A 21,953-nucleotide genomic window follows, 5' to 3' on the forward strand; every position below is an offset into this window, starting at 1 on the left:
GCCGGGCCGGCTCGCCGCTGTCGGCCTGCTCGACCAGGGCCGCGCTTGGCGTGGCTCGGCTCCGACGGGCCCGCTGCCACAACTCGAACCCCGCGGTCGACGTGGTGGCACATTCTGGTCGGCCATGTACCAATCCCGATTTCTGATGAGCGCCGGAAGCTGCTACCGGGCAGGTGCGGCAGGTGCGGCGACTGTTGCCTGAGGGGGTTGCTACGGCAAGGTAACCAAGGCCCCAGGGGCCTTCAAGGTGGCCGGAACCCACTCGGGAGGGCACTTAAGACAGCCCTCAGCGCGACCTCGGCGGCGGGCGGAGGAACGGACCCGCCCGCAGACCTTCCCAGCAGGGCGTACGCGCGCCAGCCGAGCACGGACCGGACCTCGCCGCCGCACGCGACAGTTTCGGCGTCGTTCACCACCAAAGGCAAACTTAAGGTTCAGGTAAGCCGGACGTGAAGCGTGCTCGCGTGGAGGAAAGTAGCAGCAGCGGGCGAGCGTGAGCCACCACCGCAGCGGGTATGCCGCCGAACCGCTGAACGCGTGAGGGGAAGGCAGCGCCATGCTCAGCAAAGAGGATCAGCGCAGATTCGACCAGATCACCCGTCAGCTCCGGGAAAGTGACCCGGCGTTCTTCAAGCGGCTGGACCACCGGGCCCGAGCCCGCAGGGGCCGTTACCTGATGTTGTTGACCATCGTGCTGTGGGCGTCGCTGCCGGCGATAGCCGTGTTCGCCGGTCGACTCACCGGCGCGATCTGCGCGGTGGTGCTGGTGGCCAACGCCGCCATCATGTGGCGGTTTCGCCGCCGCTGGACGTGACTGTTGAACCGCTCGACGGGACGGCTCAACCGGTGGACGTGACAGCTCATTTGTCGGCCGGGCCGAACGCCCGGTACGCGCGGCGCAACCGTTCGAGCAGACCCGGCCCACCGATGGCCGGGGCCGGTGCTCCGAGCTGTCGCAGCAGCAGGTCCGTGCCGGTCACCAGTCGGGGCGGCCGATCCGGCAGCGGCACCGGCGCTGACCAGAACCGGTCCGCCGTGTCCGCCAGCGGCGTCACCGACAGCCCGGCGAGCGCCCGGGCGGCGCCGACCGGCGCCACAGCGTCCACACCCGATTCCGCACCGTCCGGTTCGGACGGTGGGTCGAGCGGTGGGGGCGGTGGGGTGGCACCGGTGGTCGCGGCCCGGCGGGCCCGGAGTTCGTCGAGCAACTCCGCCCGGGACCGACCGCGCCAGTGCAGCAGTTCGAACGGGTCCGCGTCGAACGCCTCGGCCAGCAGGTAGAACGTCGCCGCGAGGTGCTTGCACGGCACCGCGAAGTCGGGGCAGTTGCAGCGCTGGGTCAGCTCGTCCACACCGGCTGGGAAGAGCGGCGCGCCGGCGGCGGAGAAGACCTCCTCCAACTCGTCGGGGAGGTCCCCGGCGAGCAGCCGGGCGCTGAAGAACGCCTGCCCGGCCAGTTCGTCCTCGATGCGGGACCAGAGCGCCGCCGGGAACGGCTTCAGCGCGATCGACACCTGGTACGGCTGAGGCCGGGAGCCCTGCACGACCGCGCTGACCCGCCCGGGTGCGATGTCGAGGGTGAGCACCTGACCGGCCCGCGCGTACGACCGGCCCCGGGTCAACCGGGTGCCGAGCGCGAACGACTCCAGCACCTCCAGGAAACGCCGCGACCACCAGGACCGGCCGATCGCGCCCCGGGCGCTGCGCGCCCGCAGGCCCCCGTCGACCCGACGGGGACGCCCGTAATCGGCGAAGTCCATGCTCACGTCGGCACTCCGCTCGCTCACTCGACCACCGCGCCGGCTTCCAGGGCGAACAGGTCCCGCAGCTGGCCGGTGGACAACTCGGTGATCCACTGCTCGCCGGTGCCGACCACCCGTTCGGCGAGGCTGCGCTTGTCGGCGATCATCGCGGCCACCTTCTCCTCGACGGTGCCGGCGCACACGAACTTGCGTACCTGCACCCGCCGGTGCTGCCCGATCCGGAACGCCCGGTCGGTGGCCTGGTCCTCGACCGCCGGGTTCCACCACCGATCCACGTGCACCACGTGGTTCGCGGCGGTCAGGGTCAGCCCGGTGCCGCCGGCCTTGAGGGAGAGGACGAACAGCGGCGGACCCTCCGCGGACTGGAAACGCTGCACCAGAGCGTCCCGCTCGGCCTTGCCGAGGCCACCGTGCAGGAACAGCACCTCCCGGCCGAACCGCGCCGACAGGTGACCGCGCAACATCGCACCGAACTCGGCGTACTGGGTGAACAGCAGTGCCTTCTCCCCCGCCGCCAGCACCTCCTCCAGGATCTCGGTCAACCTGGCCAGCTTGCCGGAGCGGCCCTCCAGCGCCGAGCCGTCGCGCAGCAGTTGGGCGGGGTGGTTGCAGACCTGCTTGAGACGGGTCATCGTGGCCAGCACCAGACCGCGACGCTCGATGCCGTCGCTGGTCTCGATCCGGGCGAGCATGTCGTCGACCACCACCCGGTACAGCGCGGCCTGCTCCGCGGTGAGGTTGCACAGCACCTCCATCTCCAGCTTCTCCGGCAGGTCGGAGATGATGGACGAGTCGGTCTTGAGCCGGCGCAACACGAACGGACCGGTGATCCGGCGGAGCCGCTCGGCGGCCTCGGCGTCGCCATGTCGCTCGATCGGCTCGGCGAACCGTTTGCGGAACGTCGCGGCCGGCCCGAGCAGACCCGGGTTGGCGAACTGCATGATCGACCAGAGGTCGGCGAGGCGGTTCTCCACCGGCGTACCGGTCACCGCCACCCGCTGCCGGGCGGGCAGCGCGCGCACCGCCTCGGCCTGCCGGGTCGACGCGTTCTTGATCGCCTGCGCCTCGTCCACCACCACCCGGTGCCAGTCGATGCCGGCCAGGTCGGCGGCGTCGCGGGCGGCCACCGAGTAGGTGGTGAGGACCAGGTCCGCGCCGTGCGCGGCCGCTGTGAACTCCGCCCCCCGCGCCCGCTCGGCACCATGGTGTACGTGCACCCGCAGCTCCGGGGTGAAGCGGGCCGCCTCCCGCTGCCAGTTGCCGACCAGCGACATCGGACAGACCAACAGGGTTGGCCCGGCCGCCGGTGGATCCCCGGCGAGCAGCGCGAGCAGTTGCACCGTCTTGCCCAGCCCCATGTCATCGGCGAGCACACCGCCCAGACCGAGTGAGCGCAGGAAGGCAAGCCACGCCAACCCTCGCTGCTGGTACGGCCGCAGCGTCCCCCGGAAGCCCGGCGGCGGGTCCAGCGGGGTGAGCCGCCGCTCGACCGCGCCGGCGAGCAGGTCGCCCAACGCACCGTCGGCGGTCACCTCCAGCACCGGCAGCTCGCCGGTAGCCTCGCCGTCGGCCAGCCCGAGGCGGAGCAGATCGGCGACGGTCAGCTCGCCCGCGGAGCGGAGCAGACGCAGCCCCGCCGCGAGCCGCCCCGGGTCCAGCTCCACCCACCGGCCGCGGAGCCGTACCAACGGGGTCTTCGTCTCGGCCAGCGCCGCCAACTCCTCGGCGGAGAGCGGCTGGTCACCGAGCGCGATCTCCCAGCGGTAGTCGACCAGGGCGTCCAGACCGACACCGGCATCGGTACCACCCACAGTGCCCGGTGCGGTGCGGCTGCGCGCTCGCAACCGGGCGCCCAGTCGCGCCGACGGACGCTGCCACCAGGACGGCAGCAGCACCCCGAAACCGGCCGCGTGCAGCACCGGGGCACCCGCACTGAGGAACCGGTGCGCCCCCTCGACGTCGAGGTCCATCGCCTCCGGGGCGGCGGTACGCAGCGCGGCGTCCAGGTCCGGCCAGAGTCGACTGGCCCGGCCCAGCTCGGCGAGGAGCGTCTCCTGTGGGCTGGTCGTCCGGCCGACCAGGCCGTCGAGGGTCTGCGGCGCTCGCCAGATGTCCCCGGCGTCGACGTGCAGGCCGGGCTCGTCCGCGGCCTGCAACCCGAACTCCAACCGCCAGCGCCCGGCACCGATCGACCCGACCGACACCGGCGCGCTGTCGGCAGGCACCGGCACACCGTCGGCGGACACCGCCCGGGTGGCCAGGATCGGTTCGGTGACCTCGTCGGGGGCCGGTTCGACAAGGCGGAAACTGGCCCGCACGGGGCCACCGGCGGCGTCGCGCTGCCAGGCGTCCAGTTCGGCGGAGAGGGTGGCCAGCCCGGCCGGGTCGATGGTGAAGTCCCGCTGCGGGCCGGCGAGCGCGGCCAGCCAGGCCGGCGCCGGACCCCCTGGCCGCAGCCCCCGGGCCAGCGTGGTGGTCGCCAGCGCAGCCCGCGCGGCGGCGTCGGTCAGCGCGTCCAGCGCATCCGCGACCAGGACGGCCGCGGTCAGCTCGGAGGCGGGCGGCTCGGCAGCGGGCCGCTCGGACGCGGGCCGCTCGGACGCGGGCCGCTCGGACGCGGGCCGCTCGGCAGTGGTCTGCTCGGAGGCGGGCGGCAGGACGGTGGCTCGGGCGGCGGGTGGCAGGGCCAGCGCCAGCGAACGCGCCCAGGCGGCGTCAGTGCCGGTCAGCAACGGACGCCACACCGCCTGCACGGGAACGTCGGACGCCACCGGCACGTCAGCGCCGGGCGTCACGTCGGCCGTCGTCGTCCGCACACCGGGGAGGACGCGGCCACGGGTCACCAGGTCGGCGGCGAAGTCGGCCAGCTCGGCGAGGTGTCGCAGGGTCGCCCCGGCCACCGCCGGGATGTCGTCCAGGGCTTGCAGCAGCGACAGCGCGTCGTCCGGGGCGTACACCAGGGTGGGGACCCGCCACCCGGCGAGTGTGAGCCGACCGCGGGCCGCAGGTGCGACGGTGGTCCGGATCAGCTCGGGTGAGTCGGTCGGCGTGCCCGCCAGGGTGGGCAGGGTGAGCAGCGCGGTGTCCGGCCGGCTCGGCTCGGCGGCGTCGGCGAGGACGACGGCCAGGTCGGAGTGCCCGGCGGCGAAGGGATGCGGGCGTTCCCGGGCCGGCCGGCCCGAACGCGGAGCGGGGATCGGTGCGGCGCTGTCCTCGGCCCAGACGGCGAGGCCGCCGGTGGAACTGCCGCCGGGCAGCCACAGCCCGTGGATGACCAGCACCTGCTCCCCCTACTCGCCGCCCGCCCCCAGAATAGGGCGGCCCACCCGGCCGGCGATCCGCACCCATCGCCGCACTCGCGCGATCTTGCACTTTGTGTCGACGTTCTGCAAACAATGCACCTTTTGTCACCACAGAAAGTGCAAGATCGCGGCGGCGCGGGAGGGAGGTGCGGGAGGGAGGTGCGGGAGGGAGGTGCGGGAGGGAGGGCGCGGGCAACGGTCTAGCGTCGGCGTTGTGGTCGATCTTCTGGTTCTTGGTGGGCTCGGGGTGGACGTACGGGTTCGGGTGCCCGCGCTGCCGCTCCCGGCTGCCGATTCCCACACCGTCGAGCCGATCGAGCTGCGGATCGGCAACACCGGTGCCGGGGTGGCGTTGGCCGCCCGGGCACTCGGCCTGCGCGTCCTGGTCGTCGACACCCTCGGTGCCGATCCGGCCGGTGAGCTGGTCCGGGCGGCGTTGACCCGGGCCGAGGTGCCGGCGATGCTGGCCGAGCACCAGGGCGGCACCCGCCGGTCGGTGAACCTGGTGGACCCGGGCGGGCGGCGCACGTCGCTGTACGACCCGCGCCCCTGGCAGGGTGGTCCACCGTTTCGCGCCACCGAGTTGGCCGCACTGGTCCGCGACGCCCGGCACGTCCACCTTTCGATCATGGATTGGGTGGTGCCGTTGCTGTCCGCCGTGCGGGCCGCCGTTCCGGCAGGCGTGGCGCTCTCCACCGACCTGCACGACTGGGACGGCGAGAACACCTACCACCAGCCATTCGCGGAGGTCGCCGACCTGGTTCTGCTGAGCGGGGTGCGGTTGGGCGACCGGGCCGCGTCGCTCGCCGGCACGCTGGCGCCCCGGACGATGGTGGTGACCCGCGGCGCGGACGGCGCCGAGGTGTACCCGGGCGACGGCACGGCGGTACCAGTGCCGCCCGCCGTCCCGGGAAAACCGGTGGTGGACAGCAACGGGGCGGGCGACGCCTTCGCGGCCGGCCTGATCGCCGGCCGGTTGCGCGGTGAGCCACTGACGCATGCCGCCCGGTACGCGGCGCGGGTTGCCGCCGCGGCGTGCACGCACGACGGGATGGAGTACCCGCCGGGCCTGTTGCCCACCGGGTGACGGCCGACGGCGTGCGGCGACCCGGAGCTCAGAGCGCGCCGGCCTCGCCGTCGGTCAACTCGCGCAGGATGTCGGCGTGGCCCGCGTGCCGGGCCGTCTCCTCGATCATGTGCACCAGAATCCAGCGCAGCGACACCTCACCGAGTTGCGGGTGCGGCACCACGTGGTCGAGGTCGATGCTCGCGGCGACCGCCCGGGAGCGGGCGCAGGCCCGTTCGTACGCCTCGGTGAGACCGACGATGGTCTCCTGGTCGCTCAGCGTGAAGCTGGCGACCGCGTCCTCCTCGGAGGTCAGGTAGACGTCGCCGGGCTCGGGGGCCAACAGGGTCGGGAACCAGTTCCGCTCGACCACTGTCAGGTGCTTGACCAGCCCGACGAGCGTGGTCGCCGACGGCACCAGCCGACGTCGGGCGTCGGCATCGGAGAGACCGCGCAGTTTGCGCAGCAGCACGGCCCGGTGAAAGTCGAGGAACGAGGTCAGGACAGCGCGTTCGTCGCCGGTGCGGGCGAGCACCGGACCGAGCGTGGGATCGATCGTCTGCTCCATCCGCCGACCCTAGCCACGGGCCCGGCTCCTCGCTGCCCCGCTATCCGCTGCGGGCCGGCGCTGGGCCGGGCAGGATGGGCGCATGGCTTCATCCGTGCAGATCCTTCTCGTCGGCGGCTCGGCGGACGGGCAGACCATCACCGTCGAATTGGACAGCAACGGCCGTCCGCCGCTGACCCACCATCACCTCGGCTCCGGCGGGCTGGCCGACGCGCAGATCTACGAGTTGGAAACCGCCCGCGAGGAGGCCCGCGAGTGGCGCTACCGGTGGACCGGCCCGGCGGTGTGACAGCCAGCTCAGACCCGGGTGAGGGTCTGGCTGCGCAGGCTCTCCAGCACGCCGCGGGTGACCTCCGAGGTGCCCCGGGCCTGATCGCACACCTCCGCCACCCGCCGTGCGGTGGCCTCGGCGCGTTGCTCCCGCTCGTCCCAGAGCCGGTCCACCTCGGCCAGCAGCGGGCCCTCGACCTCCCGCTCCACGCCGCGTAGCGCCGGCACGCCGAGTCGTTGGGCCAGGTCGAAGACCTTGCCGGCGTACGGCAGGGGCAGGAACGGCGTACCGACCATCGCCGCGAAGATCAGGAAGTGCAGGCGCATGCCGACGGCCAGGTCGAAGTGGCGCATCAACCCCAGTACCTGCTGTGGCGAGTAGGTGCCGTGCAGGATCCGACCTCGCTCGGCGGCGACCATGTGCGACAGCACCCCGTGGGAGTGCCGAATGTCGTCGCGCTCCATCGGCACGAACAGCACGTACGCGTCGATCCGGTGCACCAGGAAGTCACCGATCTGGGCCAGCAGCCGGTGGTAGCCGTCCACGTCGAGGCGTTCGGCGGCCCGGCCCGGCTCCCGCACGCTTATCCCGACGAGGCGCTTGCCGACCGGCACACCCTCCTCGGCCAACAGGTGGGCCGGGAACTCCTCCGGTTTCAGGAGGAACGCCGGGTCCGCGGTGACCGTGATCGGGTTGAGCAGGCCGGCCTCCTCCAGCACCATCCGGGACTCCTGGTCCCGGACGGTCACCTGGGTGGCGCTGGAGAGCGTCTCCCGGACCATGCCGGTGTCCACCCCCTCGCTGAGCGGCCCGACCCCCACCGCGTACGTGATCAGCGGCAGGCCGCGTTCCTGGGCCACCCGGACCACCCGCAGGTAACGGCGGGCCTCCCGGTCGTACAGGATGCCGCCACCGCCCAGGATGAGCAGGTCGAGCTGGGCCAGGACCAGGGCCGAGTCGGTACGGCTCACGCCCTCCCACGGCACTGCCTCGACATCGGGGTGGGCGGCCCGGGTGTGCGCCGGGTTCCGTGAGAAGACGATGATCCGGGCGTTCGGTTCCTGCGTACGCAGATCGGTGAGCAGGCCGGTGAGGATCGCCTCGTCGCCGAGGTTTCGCCCACCGTACGAGCCGAGCACACCGATGGTCAGTCCGGCGCCGTGCGTCATCCGTCGCTCCTCCCCAGGTGCGGTCCGCGCCGGTTTCCCGCTGGGCAGGTGAACAGTCCTGCCGAAGGGACCCGTCCCCGGGCCGCCGGCTCAGCTTCCCGGGGTGAGGCGTTTCGCCATCTGCTGCGAGGTGACCTCGAAGCCCAGACTGCGGTAGAGGCCGATCGCCACGGAGTTCGTACCGAAGACGTTCAGACCCAGTTCGGGCACACCGTGTTGGGTGAGTTCGGCCTCGATGAGCTGGATCATCCGCCGCGCGTACCCGCGTCCCCGGTGCTCCTCGTGCACCTCGATGTTGTGGATCCAGGCCTGGTCCGGGGCGGCGGCCGTCGGCAGGGTCACCCAGATCCAGCCGACCTCGGTGTCGCCGACCCGGCCCACCCGCAGCAGGGCCCCTTCGGTGGCCGCACCCGCCGGCAGCGACTCCCGGATCTGGCTGACCGACCGGTCGAGGGCCGCCTGCGGGGTCATCCCCCGGTGCGCCACCAGATCGTCGGCGTACCCCTGCTCCAGTGATTCGAGCAGGCGGGCCAACTCCTGTGCCGTCATCGGCGTCAACGTCAACTCCACCGCGTCTCCCCTTCGTCGTCGCGAGCCGGTAGTGCAGCAGAACCGGCCCGGCCACGCCAACTGTTTCCCCGCCCGGGGCGGACGGGACGGCCGGGCGGCGGCGACGGACTGGTCCGCGGAGCGCTACCTGGCCGAGCTGGTCAGGGCGTCGACTCCAGTTGGTGCGCCAGTTGGGCCAGGTCGCGCAGACGCAGGTCCCCGTCGAGGCCCTTCAGCGCTGCGGTCATCGCCCCGGCAGCCCGACCGGCCCGCAGGCCGACCTCGGCGTCCTCGACGACCAGGCACCGCCCCACGGGTACGCCGAGCAGCGCCGCGCCCCGCAGGTAGCCCTCCGGGTCCGGCTTGCCGACGCTGACGTCCTCCACGGTGACGAGCACCGGTGCCTTGATGCCGGCGGCACCGAGCCGGGCCTCGGCGAGCCGCGCGTCGGCGCTGGTCACCACCGCCCAGGGCAACCCCAGCCGGGCCAGCGCGTTCAGCAGCTCGTGCGCCCCGGGGGTGGCCGTCACGTCGGACAGGTCGTCGTACTGCAACGCGAGCTGTCGTGCCGCGGCAACGGCGACCGCGCTGTCGTCGAGCGTGGGCAGCAGCCGGCGGACGGTCCGGTCGGCCGGGCTGCCGTGCGCGATCGCCAGCGCCGTGGCCGGGTCGACGGCGTACTCGGCCGCCCACCGCTCCCAGGCCCGCTCAACGGCGGCGTCGGAGTCGACCAGGGTGCCGTCCATGTCGAACAGCACCGCGCCAATGCCCGCCAGTTCCACGCCCACGCTCCCCGGATCGCTCGCCCCACCCTCCCCCACCTCGCAAGATCCGCGCAACTTCGGTGATCCTGCTGTCTCGTCGCCTGGTGAGGCAGCAGGATCCGTGAAGGTGCGCGGATCATGGCGGCCCGCCGGGTCCGCAGGCCGTCGACGATCGCGGGAATCGGACCTGGCGGTCGGAGCGAGACGTCCGATGGCCGCCAGACGGGAGGGCGGCGCGGCCAGATGATCGTTTGCATGACGACGACACTCAACGACAAGGTCGCCCTGGTGACCGGGGGTTCCCGGGGCATCGGAGCCGGGATCGCCCTGCGCCTGGCACAGGACGGGGCCGACGTGGCGCTGACCTACCGGCAGGACGCCACGCGGGCCGCGATCGTGGTGAAGCAGATCGAGGCGCTGGGCCGCAGAGCGCTGGCGATCCAGGCGGACGGCGCCGACCCGGACGCTGTGCGGGGCGCGGTCGACCGGGCAGCCGCCGAACTGGGTCGGCTGGACATCCTGGTGAACAATGCCGCGGTGTTCCTGGTCGGCGCCCTGAACGAGCTCGGCTCGGCAGAGGTGGAGCAGACGATCGCGGTCAACATCAGGGCACCGTACGTCGCCGCGCGGGCGGCCCTGCGGCACCTGGGCGACGGCGGACGGATCATCAGCATCGGCAGCAACGTCGGTGAGCGGGCGGTCTTTCCCGGGCTGACGCTCTACGCGATGAGCAAGACGGCTCTGGTCGGGCTGACCCGCGGCCTGGCCCGTGAACTGGGCCCACGGGCCATCACCGTCAACCTGGTCAACCCCGGGCCGACGGACACCGACGCCAACCCGGCGGACGGACCGAACGCGGCGACGATCAGCGGATTCACCGCCGTCGGCCGGTACGCTCGCCCCGCCGACATCGCGGCCACCGTCGCGCACCTGGCCAGCCCCGAGGCCGGCTACGTGACCGGTGCGGTGGTCAACGTGGACGGCGGCTTCACCAGCTGAGGACCCGCACTGGCGCTTCCCTGGCTTCCATGATCAAGTGATGAGAAATAGGTGCCAGGAACCGTCCCTGACCTACTTTTCATCACTTGATCAGCTCGCGCTGGGTGTTGGTGGGCGCGGCAGGTTTCGAACCTGCGACCCCCCGCTTGTAAGGCGGGTGCTCTCCCACTGAGCTACGCGCCCGGATCGCCCATGTGGCGGGCCGGTGGCTGGCAAGCTTACCTGCCCGCCACCGACCCGGGCGCACGGCGTACCCGGTCAGTTGGTCGCTTCGGCGATGGCCTTGCGCCAGCCCTGCTGGTCGCGGGCCTCGCCCGGGCCGTTCATCTCGGCGAAGCGGACCACTCCGGCCTTGTCGATGACGAAGGTGCCCCGGTTGGCGAAGCCGGCCACGTCGTTGAAGACCCCGTATGCCTGGGCGACGGCGCCGTGCGGCCAGAAGTCGGCGAGCATCGGGAACTGGTAGCCCTCACGGTCGGCCCAGATCTTGTGACTGTAGGCCGAGTCGACGCTGACGGTCAGCACCTGCACGTCGTCGTTCACGTACTCGCCGAGGTTGTCGCGCACCTCGCTCAACTCGCCCTGGCACGTTCCGGTGAAGGCGAGCGGGTAGAACACCAGCAGCACGGCGCGCCTGCCCCGGAAGTCCGAGAGGCGGACCTCCTGGTTGTTCTGGTCCTTGAGCACGAAGTCGGGTGCTTCGGCACCAACCTCGATGGGCATGTGAACTCTCCTCGCTGCTCGGCCACACCGGCGACGGCGTCGGGGCGGGGGACGGCACCAGCCTGCTACCCGACGGTGGGCGGACCGTCGGGCGAGCGGAGCGGCGCTGGCTACTTCTTGGCCTTGGCACCTCGACGCAGCACCAGACGCGCGCCGCTCCAGTCCCGGCCGGCGTTGACGGTCGAGGTCTGCTGAAGGCCGGCGGTGGGCGCGGACTCCGCGACCTCGCTCGGTTCGACGTGCCCCTCGCGCCCCGCCTTCGGGGTGAGCAGCCACACGACGCCGTTGTCGGCCAGCGGGCCGAGGGCATCGACGAGCAGCTCGAAAAGGTCACCGTCGCCGTCCCGGTACCAAACCAGCACCGCGTCGACCACCTCGTCGGTGTCCTCGTCGACCAGATCTCCACAGCGGTCGGTCAGGGCGTCTCGGAGATCCTGGTCGACGTCGTCGTCGTACCCCATCTCCATGACGACCATCCCCGGTTCGATCCCGAACCGGTCCGCCAGGCTGCGTACCCCGTCGGCGGCCTGACCAGCGGTCGCGCTCACTGTCGCGTGCCTCCTCATCTCGTCCCTGCTCGCGACGTCGGTGCGACGCCGTCAGGCAAAGTCCACACAGTTGTTGGGCTGCGCGCAAGTGGCGCACCGGGTGGAACGGAATTTACCGTGCCAGCAGCGTACGGGCACCGTCGGTAATGGCTTCAGCGGAGACCAGTACGTGACGTGCTGCCGGACCTAATGGTACAAACGAGTCAACTCCCGCCACTCGACGCGCGGCACCGACATATCCGGCGTCGACCAGCGCGGCGATCACGCCCTCGCCGACCCCGCCGGAGCGGCGCGTCTCGTCCACCACCAGCACCCGACCGGTCGCCGAGGACTCCCGGATGATGTCGGACACCGGCAGCGGAGCCAGCCAGCGCAGATCCACCACCCGGGTGCCCACCCCCTCCTCGGCGAGGACGGCCGCGGCCCGCAGCGACATCCGCACCCCGTTACCGAAGGTGATGATGGTGAGGTCGTCCGCCGAGCCGACCGGGTAGACCCGGGCCCGCCCGATCGGCACGTGCCCGGCCACCCACCCGCCCGGCTCCGGATAGCTGGCCAGCCACTCACCGTCACCAGTCGCGTACAGGTCGCGGGTGTGGTAGAGCGCGATCGGCTCCAGGAACACGCAGACGCTGCCGTCCACCGCCGCGCTCGCCAGACAGGTCCGCAGCATCGGCGCGGCGTCGTCCGGCCGCGCCGGCACCGCGACCACCAGACCGGGCACATCCCGGAGTACAGCCACCGAGTTGTCGTTGTGGAAGTGCCCGCCGAACCCCTCCTGGTACGCCAGGCCCGCCACCCGCACCACCATGGGGTTGCGGAACGCCCCCTGCGAGAAGAACCGCATGGTGGCCGCCTCACCGCGCAGCTGGTCCTCGGCGTTGTGCAGGTACGCCAGGTACTGGATCTCCGGCACCGGCAGCATCCCGGCCAGCCCGGCACCGAGGCCCAGCCCGAGCACCGACGTCTCGTCGAGCAGGGTGTCGAAAACCCGGGCCGCCCCGAACCGGTCGCGCAGCCCCTTCGTCACCCCGTACACGCCGCCCTTGGCGGCCACGTCCTCACCGAAGAGCGCCATCTGCGGGTGGTCGAGCATCCCGTCGGCGAGCGCGGCGTTGATGCTCTGCGCCAGGGTCATCGGCCCGGCCAGCTCCGGCGGCTTGCCGCCGAACGTCTCCGCCCGAGCGCCTGCTCCCGGCCCACTGGCCCGCGCCGCGGCGTCGGCCACCGCCCGCGCCACCCGCACCGGACGACGTGAGGCCAGCGCCGACACCACGTCGGCCGCGGAGGCCAACTTCGGCTCGCCCAGCACCTCCTCGGCCAGCCGGCGTACCTGCCAGCCGGTCTCGTCGTACCGGGCCAGCAGCTCCTCGCCGGTCGCCACGCCGGCGTCGACCAGCAGCCGCGCGGTGGCGGCCACCGGGTCCCGGTCCAGGTCCCCGGCCAGCTCGGCCGGGCCCCGGTACGCCGACTCCGCGTCCGCCCCGGCGTGCCCCATCAGCCGAACGGTGCGCAGGTGCAGCACGGCCGGCCGCCGGTTACGGCGTACCCAGGCCGCGGCCTCCGCCGCCACCTCGTACGTCCGCACCGGGTCGGCTCCGTCCGCGCTGAAGTAGCGGATGCCCGGCTTGGCCCGCAGGGTCGCCTCGACCCAGCCCTCCGGCGAGCGGACGCTGATGCCCAGCCCGTTGTCCTCGCAGACGAAGAGCACCGGAATCCGCAGCCCCGCGTGGTCGTACCACCCGGCGGTGTTGAAGGCGGCGGTGGCACTCGCGTGGTTGACCGAGGCGTCGCCGAAGGAGCAGACCACTATGGCGTCCGGTGGCCAGGGGGCGTGCGCGGCGCCCGCGCCGCTGCCGACCCGCATCCCGGCCCCGGTACGCCGTCCGGCGCTGTCCAGCCGGCGCAGCCGCTCCACTGCCAGTCCCATCCCGACTGCGCGGGGCAGGTGCGAGGCGATGGTCGAGGTGGTCGGCACGACGGCCAGGTCGGCCCGGCCGAACACCTTGTGCCGTCCCCCGGCGATCGGTTCAAGGCTGGACGCGACCATCCCGCGCAGCACGTCCCGGGCCGCGTCGGCGTACGCCGCGAACCCGTTGGCGGCCGGGGCCTGTTCGATCCCGGACGGCTCCGATTCGGACAGCCGTGGATCGGTGCCGGGGTCGGGGTCACGGGTCGGTGCGCCGTCGACGGTCGGCTGAGTGCCGGTTGCCGGTTCGGAGTCGACGGTTCCCGCCGGGGCGGACCGCTCGGAGTCGACGGTTCGCGCCCGGCCGGCGCCCGGCGCTTGGTCAGCGGCGGCCTCGGTAGCGTCCGCGGCGGCCGGCGCGGGGCCCACGGGAGCCAGGGCAGGGCCGGCGGCGGCCTGGGCGGCGCGCAGGCAGTAGAAGGCACCCGAGCGGTAGTGCAGCAGCGCCGGATCGGTGGGACGCAGCGCGGCGGCGACCGCGGCGTTGCCCTCGTGCCCGGCGGAGCCGATCGTGTAGAAACCCTCCCCGAAGCTCCGCAACCAGCGGCCGGCCAGGTCGAGCTGCCGGCTGGTCACCTGCGCGTCGAACAGGTCCAGCACCTGCCCGCCGGTCAGCGGGGCGTCGTCGGTGACCGGGTCGGCGGGGTCACGCCGTCGCTCGGCGGCAGGCAGCGCTGCCAGCGTCTCCCGGAACCGGTCGTCGAGATCTTGCGGGGTGGTCACGTCGGACAGCATTACCGACGGAAGCTCCGCTCGCCCAGTGGGACACGGCCGGAAGGGTCCCGCTCACTCCGACCCGCAGGGCTCCGGAAAGCCGCCGTCGGACACCTTCCAGACCAGGTCACGAAGGGTACGCAGCTCCTCGTCGCCCAGCCCGGACAGGAGTCGGGAGTCGGACATCACCTCGATCACCCGGGCCCGTACGACGCGGCCCTCCTCGGTGACCAGCAGCGTCTTCTGCCGCCGATCCGCCGGGTCGGTGCGACGCTCGACCAGCCCGGCCTGCTCCAGCTTGTCGACCAGCACCGTCACGTTCGACCGGTCACAACCCAGCTGACCGGCGAGATCCCGGGCCGGCAGCGGATGATCAGGGTCCAGCTCCCGCAGCGCCCGGGCCGCCGCCGGTGTGAGCCCAACCTCGGCGAACGCGCTGCCCTGCCGGTGTCGTACCGCGTCGCTGACGTGGGCCATCCGGCGCAGCACGTCGGCGGCGAGACCGGCGCGATCCACCCGTTCACCTGCCGCGCGGCCCACCTCCTGCGTCACGGCCACATGGTACGCAGAGATGGGCGTCGTCGGTCACGGCAGCGGCCGGATCACCCCGTTGGACGGCGGTCAGCACGGATCGACGGCGGTCATCGGTGTTCGACTGCTGGCGACAAGCAGGGCCACCCACCGTCATCTGTCGGCCATCGGGGCTCGCGAGGCTCCCGGAGTCACGAAGATCGGACTCTGGGGAGGATTCGTGTCACTGTCCCGACGTACCATCCTGCTGTCCGGCGCCGCGATCGGCGCCGCGGGCGCGGCCACCGGGCTGCCGGTGGCGGCCGGCGCGGCGGCGGGCCGGCCGCTGGCCTACCCGTTCACCCTCGGGGTGGCCTCCGGCGACCCCGACGACGACGGGTTCGTGTTGTGGACCCGCCTGGCCCCACAGCCACTGGCCGAGGACGGCCTCGGCGGCATGCCGGACCGCGACGTGCCGGTGCACTGGGAGTTGGCCGCCGACGAGCGGTTCCGGCATGTGGTGCGCCGCGGGGTCGCGATCGCCCGCACCCGATCGGCGCACAGCGTGCACGTGGAGTTGGCTGGCCTACTGGCCGGACGCGAGTACTTCTACCGGTTCCGGGCCGAGCGTCACGTGTCGCCGACCGGACGCACCCGCACCGCCCCCGCACCGTGGACCATGCCAGCCGCCCTGGCGATGGGCTTCGCCTCCTGCTCCCAGTACGAGCACGGCTACTTCACCGCCTACCGGCGGCTGGCCGAGACCGAGCCGGAGCTGATCCTGCACCTGGGCGACTACCAGTACGAGTACGCCCCGGACACGTACAACGTCCCCGGTGGCAACCCGCGTGACCACGAGGGCCCGGAGACCCGGACACTCGCCAACTATCGGCAGCGGCACGCCCAGTACAAGACCGACGCCGACCTGCAGGCCGCGCACGCGGTGGCGCCGTGGGCGGTGGTGTTCGACGACCACGAGGTGGAGAACAACTGGGCCGACGAGGTGCCCGAGGCGCCCGATCCGGAGTTCCCCGCGCGGCGGGCGGCGGCGTTCCAGGCGTACTACGAGAACATGCCGCTGCGGCGCACCTCGATCCCCCGCGGCATCGACATGCAGCTCTACCGGCGGGTGCGCTGGGGGCGGCTGGCCACGTTCCACATGCTCGACACCCGGCAGTACCGCGACGACCAGGCCTGCGGCGACGGCTACCGGGACTGCGCGGCGGCATCCGACCCGGCCCGGTCGATCACCGGGTCCGAGCAGGAGGCCTGGCTGCTGGACGGCTTCCGCCGCTCGGACGCCCAGTGGGACATCCTGGGCCAGCAGGTCTTCTTCGCCCAACGGGACAACAACTCCGGCCCGCTCACCGTCACCAGCATGGATTCCTGGGACGGCTACGTCGCCTCTCGGGACCGCATCACCCGGGGTTGGTTGGCCGCCGGGGTACGCAACCCGGTGGTGCTGACCGGCGACGTGCACGCGCACTGGGCCAGCGATCTCAAGCTGGACTATGCCGACCCGACCTCGCGGACCGTCGGCACCGAACTGGTCTGCTCCTCGATCACCTCGACCGGTGACGGCGCGGACTCGGCGTCCGGCTCGCACCCGTGGTTCGCGTTCAACCCGCACCTGCGTTTCCAGAACAACCTCCGGGGGTACGTGCGCACCACGATCACCCCGGGACAGCTCACCGCCGACTTCGACGTGCTGCCGTACGTCAGTCGGCCGGGCGCGCCCGCGTACACCCGGGCCTCGTTCGTGATCGAGGATCGGGTGGCAGGCCTGCACCAGACGGCGGACAACCCAGTCCCGTCAGCGGCCCGCACTGCCGCGCCAGCCGCGGACCCCGGCCAGCAGACCGTCCAGCAGGAGACCGTCCGCCCGTAACCCGCCCTATGCCTCAAGATCCGCGCAACATCAGGGAACTTGTTGCCTCGCCACGCGCCGAGGCAGCAGTTCCGGGGAAGTTGCGTGGATCTTGAGGCGGGCCGACGGTCAGGCGGGGAGGAAGGAGAAGCGGACCTGGCGGGTCGGGTTGTCGCCGTTGGTGTCGACGAGGCAGATCGACTGCCAGGTGCCGAGCGCCAGTCGACCGCCGAGCACCGGCAGCGTGGCGTACGGCGGGATGAACGCCGGCAGCACGTGATCACGGCCGTGGCCGGGCGAGCCGTGTCGGTGCCGCCAGCGGTCCTCGGTGGGGAGCAGGTCGTCCACGGCGCTGAGCAGGTCGTCGTCGGACCCCGACCCGGTCTCGATGATCGCCAGGCCGGCGGTGGCGTGCGGCACGAAGACGTGCAGCAGGCCGTCGCCCTCGCCCGAGACGAACTGCTGTGCCTCCGCGGTGATGTCCCGGACGGTCGGCCGGGACCCGGTCTGGACGGTGATCACATCGCTGCGCATACGTCGCATTCTGCCGCAGGGTGAGGTCAGGAGCTGCCGCCACCGCCGCCGCCGGAGTCGCCGCCACCGGACCAGCCGCCGCCGGAGTCACTGCCGGACCAGCCGCCGCCGGAGTCACCGCTGGACCAGCCCCAGCCGGACCAGCCTCCCCCGGAGTCGCCGCTGCCGCCGGCCGGCTCCGTGTCGTCGGAGCGGTCGTGGTCGCCGTCCCGCTGGTGGCCGACGTTTCCGCTCCCTGCATCCCCGGCGGGCATCGGATGGTAGCCGTACCCACCGCCACCCGAGTCCGGACGGCGGCGACGGCCGCCGGCCTGGCCGCTCGGACGGGCCGCTCGGCTCGCGTCGCGCAGCAGGCCCGCGCCGAGCACGGCCACCAGGGCGCCGAGGGCCACCAGTCCGACCATCGGCAGGTTGCCGGAGGCGAGGGCGACCGCGCCGATGACCAGGCCAACCACCCCGACAACGATCATGCTCGCGGCGACCGCGACACGGCGTCCGTTCATGGCGGCAACGGTAGGACGGGCGGTCAAACCGCTCAGGCCTCGCCGCGTCGTCGCGCTAAGTTACCGGCGAGTACCTGTGTTCAGCATCGCGTCGGGGGGACCTAGACGTGACGAGGGGTGCCACCAGGGGGCAGGATGGCGCTAGAGACCTATCCCACACACAACCGAGGGAACGCCTGTGGCTACGGAACGCAAGCGCCCGGTGATCAGCGACGGCCTACCGAGCCAGCTTCCGGACATCGACCCTGAAGAGACAAGCGAATGGGTCGAGTCGCTTGACGGTGTCATCGACGAACGCGGCGCCAAACGCGCTCGCTACGTCATGCTGCGCCTGCTGGAGCGGGCCCGTGAGCGCCAGGTCGGGGTTCCGCCCCTGACCACCACCGACTACATCAACACCATCCCGTCGGAGCGCGAGCCCTGGTTCCCGGGTGACGAGCACGTCGAGCGGAGGATCCGGGCGTACGTCCGGTGGAACGCCGCCATGCTGGTGCACCGGGCTCAGCGCCCGGAGATCGGCGTCGGCGGGCACATCTCCACCTTCGCCAGCTCGGCGTCGCTCTACGAGGTGGGCTTCAACCACTTCTTCCGGGGCAAGAACCACCCGGGCGGTGGCGACCAGATCTTCTACCAGGGCCACGCGTCCCCCGGCATGTACGCGCGGGCGTTCCTGGAGGGGCGGCTCAGCGAGCACCAGCTCGACGGGTTCCGCCAGGAGCTGTCGCACCCCGGTGGTGGGCTGCCCTCGTACCCGCACCCTCGGCTGATGCAGGACTTCTGGGAGTTCCCCACCGTCTCGATGGGCCTCGGCGGTCTGAACGCGATCTACCAGGCCCGGTTCAACCGGTACCTGCAGCACCGCGGCATCAAGGACACCTCCCAGCAGCATGTCTGGGCGTTCCTCGGCGACGGCGAGATGGACGAGCCGGAGACGCTCGGCGCCATCGGCGTCGCCGCCCGCGAGGAGCTGGACAACCTCACCTTCGTGATCAACTGCAACCTGCAGCGGCTGGACGGCCCGGTCCGGGGCAACGGCAAGGTCATGCAGGAGCTGGAGGCGTTCTTCCGGGGTGCCGGCTGGAACGTGATCAAGGTCGTCTGGGGTCGTGAGTGGGACCCGCTGCTCGCGGCGGACACCGACGGCGCGTTGGTCAACCTGATGAACACCACGACCGACGGCGACTACCAGACCTACAAGGCGGAGTCCGGCGCGTACGTGCGGGAGCACTTCTTCGGCCGTGACGCACGGACCCGCAAGATGGTCGAGCCGCTCAGCGACGACGAGATCTGGAACCTCAAGCGGGGCGGGCACGACTACCGCAAGCTCTACGCGGCCTACAAGGCGGCCACCGAGCACACCGGTCAGCCCACCGTCATCCTGGCGAAGACGATCAAGGGCTGGACCCTCGGCTCGCACTTCGAGGGCCGCAACGCGACCCACCAGATGAAGAAGCTGACGCTGGAGGATCTGAAGACCTTCCGCGACCGGCTCTACCTGGACATCCCGGACAAGGCGCTGGAGGACAACCCCTACCTGCCGCCGTACTACCACCCGGGCGAGAAGTCCGAGGAGCTGGCGTACCTCAAGGAGCGGCGCGAGCAGCTCGGCGGGTACCTGCCGTCCCGGCGGACCAGCACGAAGCGGCTGGCCATCCCGGGTCCGGAGCGGTTCGCCGACATCAAGCGCGGCTCGGGCAAGCAGAAGGTGGCCACCACGCAGGCCTTCGTCCGTCTGCTCAAGGACGTGATGAAGGACAAGGAGTTCGGCAAGCGTTGGGTGCCGATCATCCCGGACGAGGCCCGCACCTTCGGTCTCGACTCGATCTTCCCGACCGCGAAGATCTACTCGCCGCACGGCCAGCGCTACACCTCGGTCGACCGCGAGCTGTTCCTGTCGTACAAGGAGTCGACCTCCGGGCAGATCCTGCACGAGGGGATCAACGAGGCCGGATCGGTGGCCTCGTTCACCGCGGCCGGCTCGGCGTACGCCACGCACGACGAGCCGATGATCCCGATGTACATCTTCTACTCGATGTTCGGGTTCCAGCGGACCGCCGACGGGCTGTGGGCAGCGGCCGACCAGATGGCCCGGGGCTTCCTGCTCGGCGCCACAGCGGGTCGGACCACGCTCAACGGTGAGGGCCTTCAGCACGAGGACGGGCACTCGCTGCTGATCGCCGCCACCAACCCGGCGGTGGTCGCGTACGACCCGGCGTTCGCGTACGAGATCGCGCACATCCTGGAGCAGGGTCTGCACCGGATGTACGGGGACGCGCAGGAGAACGTCTTCTACTACCTGACGGTCTACAACGAGCCGACGCTGCAGCCGGCCGAGCCGGCTGACGTGGACGTGGAGGGCCTGCTCAAGGGCATCTACCGCTACTCGCCGGCACCGCAGGTCGACGGGCCGAAGGCCAACCTGCTCGCCTCGGGCACCGGGATGCAGTGGGCGCTCAAGGCCCAGCAGCTGCTCGCCCAGGACTGGGGGGTGGGTGCCGACGTCTGGTCGGTGACCTCCTGGACCGAGCTGCGCCGCGACGCGGTGGAGACCGAGGAGTACAACCTGCTCAACCCGGGCGCCGAGGCGAAGGTTCCGTACATCCAGCAGAAGCTGGCCGAGGCGGACGGGCCGAAGGTCGCGGTCAGCGACTTCATGCGTGCGGTACCGGATCTGATCGCCCGCTGGGTACCCGGCGACTACACGTCGCTCGGCACCGACGGGTTCGGCATGTCGGACACTCGGCACGCGCTGCGCCGGCACTTCCACGTCGACGCGGAGTCGATCGTGGTGGCCACGCTGCGGCAGCTCGCCCGCAGCGGCGCGGTGGCGACCACGGTGCCCGCCGAGGCCGCCAAGAAGTACGCGATCGACGACGTCAACGCCGCCCCGGTCGGCGAGACCGGCGGCGACAGCTAATACCCAGCACGACCGCAGAAGGGCCCGGCGCGTCAGTGCCGGGCCCTTCTGCGGTTACGGCCCAACCCAACTGCGGTCGGGGGTACGGAGCGGCGGTGGTCCGGGGGCCCTGGCGGGGATCCGGACCACCGCCGTCGCGGGTGACGCCGGGAGGATGGGCGCTCGTCAGCCGACGGCGGCCAGGTCGGTGAGCCGGGCCAGCGAGTCCTCCAGGTCGGCGCCGACCCGACGCAGTCCGAGGCGCAGCATGGCCGCCTTGACCGGGCCGGCCGGCCAGCGGACCACGATGAGGCGCACGATGGTCCCGCCCTCCTCCTCGTCTCCGGTGAGCTGGACGTAGATCTCGGTGCGCGCCTCCGCCCGAGATCCAGCGCCCTTGGCCCGTTCCCGCCAGCCGATCAGCGTCGGCTCCTGGTAGGCGATCACCTCGGCCTCATGCGCCGAGCCGCGCCCAGCCTGGACGAGTTGTCGCCGTCCGAAGCCCTCTCCCGAGAGCACTTCGGCCGCTCGGACCCCGGCCAGCCAGGCCGGCAACTGCTCGGCCCGCTGCACGACATCCCAGACCACTTCAATTGGCGCCGCCACGTGCGCACTGCGTTCCACGAGGATCATTTCCGTCTTTCCTCCGGTGAGGACATCCCACGATATCGGCACTCTATGCGCTAAATCGGACTTACCCGGACGGGTTCGGAAAAAGACACGCCGATCAACCATTGCGGATTACGCCAGGGCGGCCTATGGCGCATTCATCGAGAGCGCTTTAAAGTCCCGAACACGTTTCACGTTGACCGGGAGGGCGCATGTCGACCGCACCGATGCCCCAGTTCCCCACCGGCTTCCGCTGGGGCGTCTCCACATCGGCCCACCAGATCGAGGGGGCCACCACCGCCGACGGCCGCGCTCCGTCCATCTGGGACACCTTCGCGCGCTCCCCCGGGCGGATCAGCGACGGCAGCAGCGGCGAGGTGGCCTGCGACCACTACCACCGACACACCGAGGACGTGGCGCTGCTGGCCGGCCTGGGCGTCTCCGCGTACCGGTTCTCCATCGCCTGGCCCCGGGTCCAGCCCACCGGCGCCGGCCCGGCCAACCCGGCCGGCCTGGACTTCTACGACCGCCTCGTGGACGAGTTGCTGGCCGCCGGAGTCGACCCGGTGGCCACCCTCTACCACTGGGACCTGCCGCAACCCCTCGAAGACGCCGGCGGCTGGATGCAC

19 protein-coding genes, 1 tRNA gene and 2 pseudogenes are annotated in these 21,953 nt (G+C 71.9%); 7 read left to right on the plus strand and 15 right to left on the minus strand.

Going from position 1 to position 21,953, the window contains the following annotated elements:
- Window positions 1-556: 556 nt before the first annotated feature.
- A complete protein-coding gene (locus tag ABZ749_RS07115; protein ID WP_355008840.1) occupies window positions 557-814 on the plus strand; it encodes a DUF3040 domain-containing protein in 258 nt (85 codons plus the stop codon).
- A gap of 46 nt (window positions 815-860) precedes the next feature.
- Here ABZ749_RS07115 and ABZ749_RS07120 read toward each other — a convergent pair whose 3' ends face one another.
- Entirely contained in the window at window positions 861-1,760 is a 900-nt protein-coding gene (locus ABZ749_RS07120) for an SWIM zinc finger family protein (protein WP_357223796.1), read from the minus strand.
- Window positions 1,761-1,783: 23 nt separating this feature from the next.
- A complete protein-coding gene (locus ABZ749_RS07125) occupies window positions 1,784-5,044 on the minus strand; it encodes an SNF2-related protein (RefSeq protein ID WP_357223767.1) in 3,261 nt (1,086 codons plus the stop codon).
- Between the two features lie 235 nt (window positions 5,045-5,279).
- Here ABZ749_RS07125 and ABZ749_RS07130 point away from each other — a divergent pair, with 235 nt between their 5' ends.
- Complete coding sequence (locus tag ABZ749_RS07130; protein WP_357223770.1) at window positions 5,280-6,152, plus strand: PfkB family carbohydrate kinase; 873 nt, start codon at window positions 5,280-5,282, stop codon at window positions 6,150-6,152.
- A gap of 28 nt (window positions 6,153-6,180) precedes the next feature.
- On the opposite strand, the gene ABZ749_RS07135 is transcribed toward ABZ749_RS07130, so the two are convergent.
- Window positions 6,181-6,699: a DinB family protein gene (locus ABZ749_RS07135; RefSeq protein ID WP_357223773.1), complete on the minus strand. Its 519-nt coding sequence runs from the start codon at window positions 6,697-6,699 to the stop codon at window positions 6,181-6,183.
- Window positions 6,700-6,781: 82 nt separating this feature from the next.
- On the opposite strand from ABZ749_RS07135, the gene ABZ749_RS07140 reads away from it, so the two are divergent.
- Window positions 6,782-6,988 carry a hypothetical protein gene (locus ABZ749_RS07140; RefSeq protein WP_355008835.1) on the plus strand — a complete coding sequence of 69 codons (207 nt, stop codon included), beginning with the start codon at window positions 6,782-6,784 and terminating at the stop codon, window positions 6,986-6,988.
- Between the two features lie 8 nt (window positions 6,989-6,996).
- Here ABZ749_RS07140 and ABZ749_RS07145 read toward each other — a convergent pair whose 3' ends face one another.
- From ABZ749_RS07145 to ABZ749_RS07155, 3 genes are all read right to left on the minus strand, one after another.
- A complete protein-coding gene (locus ABZ749_RS07145) occupies window positions 6,997-8,139 on the minus strand; it encodes a polysaccharide pyruvyl transferase family protein (protein ID WP_357223776.1) in 1,143 nt (380 codons plus the stop codon).
- 90 nt (window positions 8,140-8,229) lie between these two features.
- Window positions 8,230-8,709 (minus strand): N-acetyltransferase, encoded by a 480-nt coding sequence (locus tag ABZ749_RS07150; RefSeq protein ID WP_357223778.1) that lies wholly within the window; start codon window positions 8,707-8,709, stop codon window positions 8,230-8,232.
- 140 nt (window positions 8,710-8,849) lie between these two features.
- Window positions 8,850-9,470 (minus strand): HAD-IA family hydrolase, encoded by a 621-nt coding sequence (locus ABZ749_RS07155; RefSeq protein ID WP_357223780.1) that lies wholly within the window; start codon window positions 9,468-9,470, stop codon window positions 8,850-8,852.
- Between the two features lie 237 nt (window positions 9,471-9,707).
- Between ABZ749_RS07155 and ABZ749_RS07160 the strand changes: the two genes are divergently transcribed.
- Window positions 9,708-10,451 carry an SDR family oxidoreductase gene (locus ABZ749_RS07160; protein WP_357223783.1) on the plus strand — a complete coding sequence of 248 codons (744 nt, stop codon included), beginning with the start codon at window positions 9,708-9,710 and terminating at the stop codon, window positions 10,449-10,451.
- Between the two features lie 108 nt (window positions 10,452-10,559).
- Here ABZ749_RS07160 and ABZ749_RS07165 read toward each other — a convergent pair.
- The 6 genes and pseudogenes from ABZ749_RS07165 to ABZ749_RS07190 form a co-directional block, all read right to left on the minus strand.
- A tRNA-Val gene (locus tag ABZ749_RS07165) sits at window positions 10,560-10,634 on the minus strand.
- A gap of 75 nt (window positions 10,635-10,709) precedes the next feature.
- Entirely contained in the window at window positions 10,710-11,174 is a 465-nt protein-coding gene (locus ABZ749_RS07170) for a peroxiredoxin (protein ID WP_357223786.1), read from the minus strand.
- Window positions 11,175-11,284: 110 nt separating this feature from the next.
- The gene (locus ABZ749_RS07175; RefSeq protein ID WP_030330240.1) at window positions 11,285-11,722 is read right to left on the minus strand and encodes a DUF3052 domain-containing protein; all 438 of its coding nucleotides are present in this window, start codon (window positions 11,720-11,722) and stop codon (window positions 11,285-11,287) included.
- Between the two features lie 112 nt (window positions 11,723-11,834).
- Window positions 11,835-13,805: pseudogene (locus ABZ749_RS07180) on the minus strand (thiamine pyrophosphate-dependent enzyme); the annotation flags it as partial.
- Between the two features lie 282 nt (window positions 13,806-14,087).
- Window positions 14,088-14,426: pseudogene (locus tag ABZ749_RS07185) on the minus strand (transketolase); the annotation flags it as partial.
- Between the two features lie 51 nt (window positions 14,427-14,477).
- Window positions 14,478-14,882 carry a MarR family winged helix-turn-helix transcriptional regulator gene (locus ABZ749_RS07190; protein ID WP_355008892.1) on the minus strand — a complete coding sequence of 135 codons (405 nt, stop codon included), beginning with the start codon at window positions 14,880-14,882 and terminating at the stop codon, window positions 14,478-14,480.
- A gap of 274 nt (window positions 14,883-15,156) precedes the next feature.
- Between ABZ749_RS07190 and ABZ749_RS07195 the strand changes: the two genes are divergently transcribed.
- Window positions 15,157-16,803, plus strand: coding sequence for an alkaline phosphatase D family protein (locus ABZ749_RS07195; RefSeq protein WP_357223798.1), 1,647 nt, complete (start codon window positions 15,157-15,159; stop codon window positions 16,801-16,803).
- Window positions 16,804-16,911: 108 nt separating this feature from the next.
- Here the strand turns inward: ABZ749_RS07195 and ABZ749_RS07200 are convergent, their stop codons facing one another.
- A complete protein-coding gene (locus ABZ749_RS07200) occupies window positions 16,912-17,316 on the minus strand; it encodes a YjbQ family protein (RefSeq protein WP_167457620.1) in 405 nt (134 codons plus the stop codon).
- A gap of 26 nt (window positions 17,317-17,342) precedes the next feature.
- Window positions 17,343-17,819, minus strand: a complete 477-nt coding sequence (locus ABZ749_RS07205; RefSeq protein ID WP_357223788.1) for a hypothetical protein — start codon at window positions 17,817-17,819, stop codon at window positions 17,343-17,345.
- 178 nt (window positions 17,820-17,997) lie between these two features.
- Here ABZ749_RS07205 and aceE point away from each other — a divergent pair, with 178 nt between their 5' ends.
- Window positions 17,998-20,736 carry a pyruvate dehydrogenase (acetyl-transferring), homodimeric type gene (aceE, locus tag ABZ749_RS07210; RefSeq protein WP_357223791.1) on the plus strand — a complete coding sequence of 913 codons (2,739 nt, stop codon included), beginning with the start codon at window positions 17,998-18,000 and terminating at the stop codon, window positions 20,734-20,736.
- 165 nt (window positions 20,737-20,901) lie between these two features.
- Here the strand turns inward: aceE and ABZ749_RS07215 are convergent, their stop codons facing one another.
- Window positions 20,902-21,348 carry an SRPBCC domain-containing protein gene (locus tag ABZ749_RS07215; protein ID WP_210783445.1) on the minus strand — a complete coding sequence of 149 codons (447 nt, stop codon included), beginning with the start codon at window positions 21,346-21,348 and terminating at the stop codon, window positions 20,902-20,904.
- A gap of 188 nt (window positions 21,349-21,536) precedes the next feature.
- On the opposite strand from ABZ749_RS07215, the gene ABZ749_RS07220 reads away from it, so the two are divergent.
- The coding region (locus ABZ749_RS07220) for a family 1 glycosylhydrolase (RefSeq protein ID WP_357223793.1) at window positions 21,537-21,953 on the plus strand (417 nt) is incomplete at its 3' end.

It is taken from the genome of Micromonospora sp. NPDC047753, from assembly GCF_040642735.1.
In the GTDB taxonomy this organism is placed as follows: domain Bacteria; phylum Actinomycetota; class Actinomycetes; order Mycobacteriales; family Micromonosporaceae; genus Micromonospora.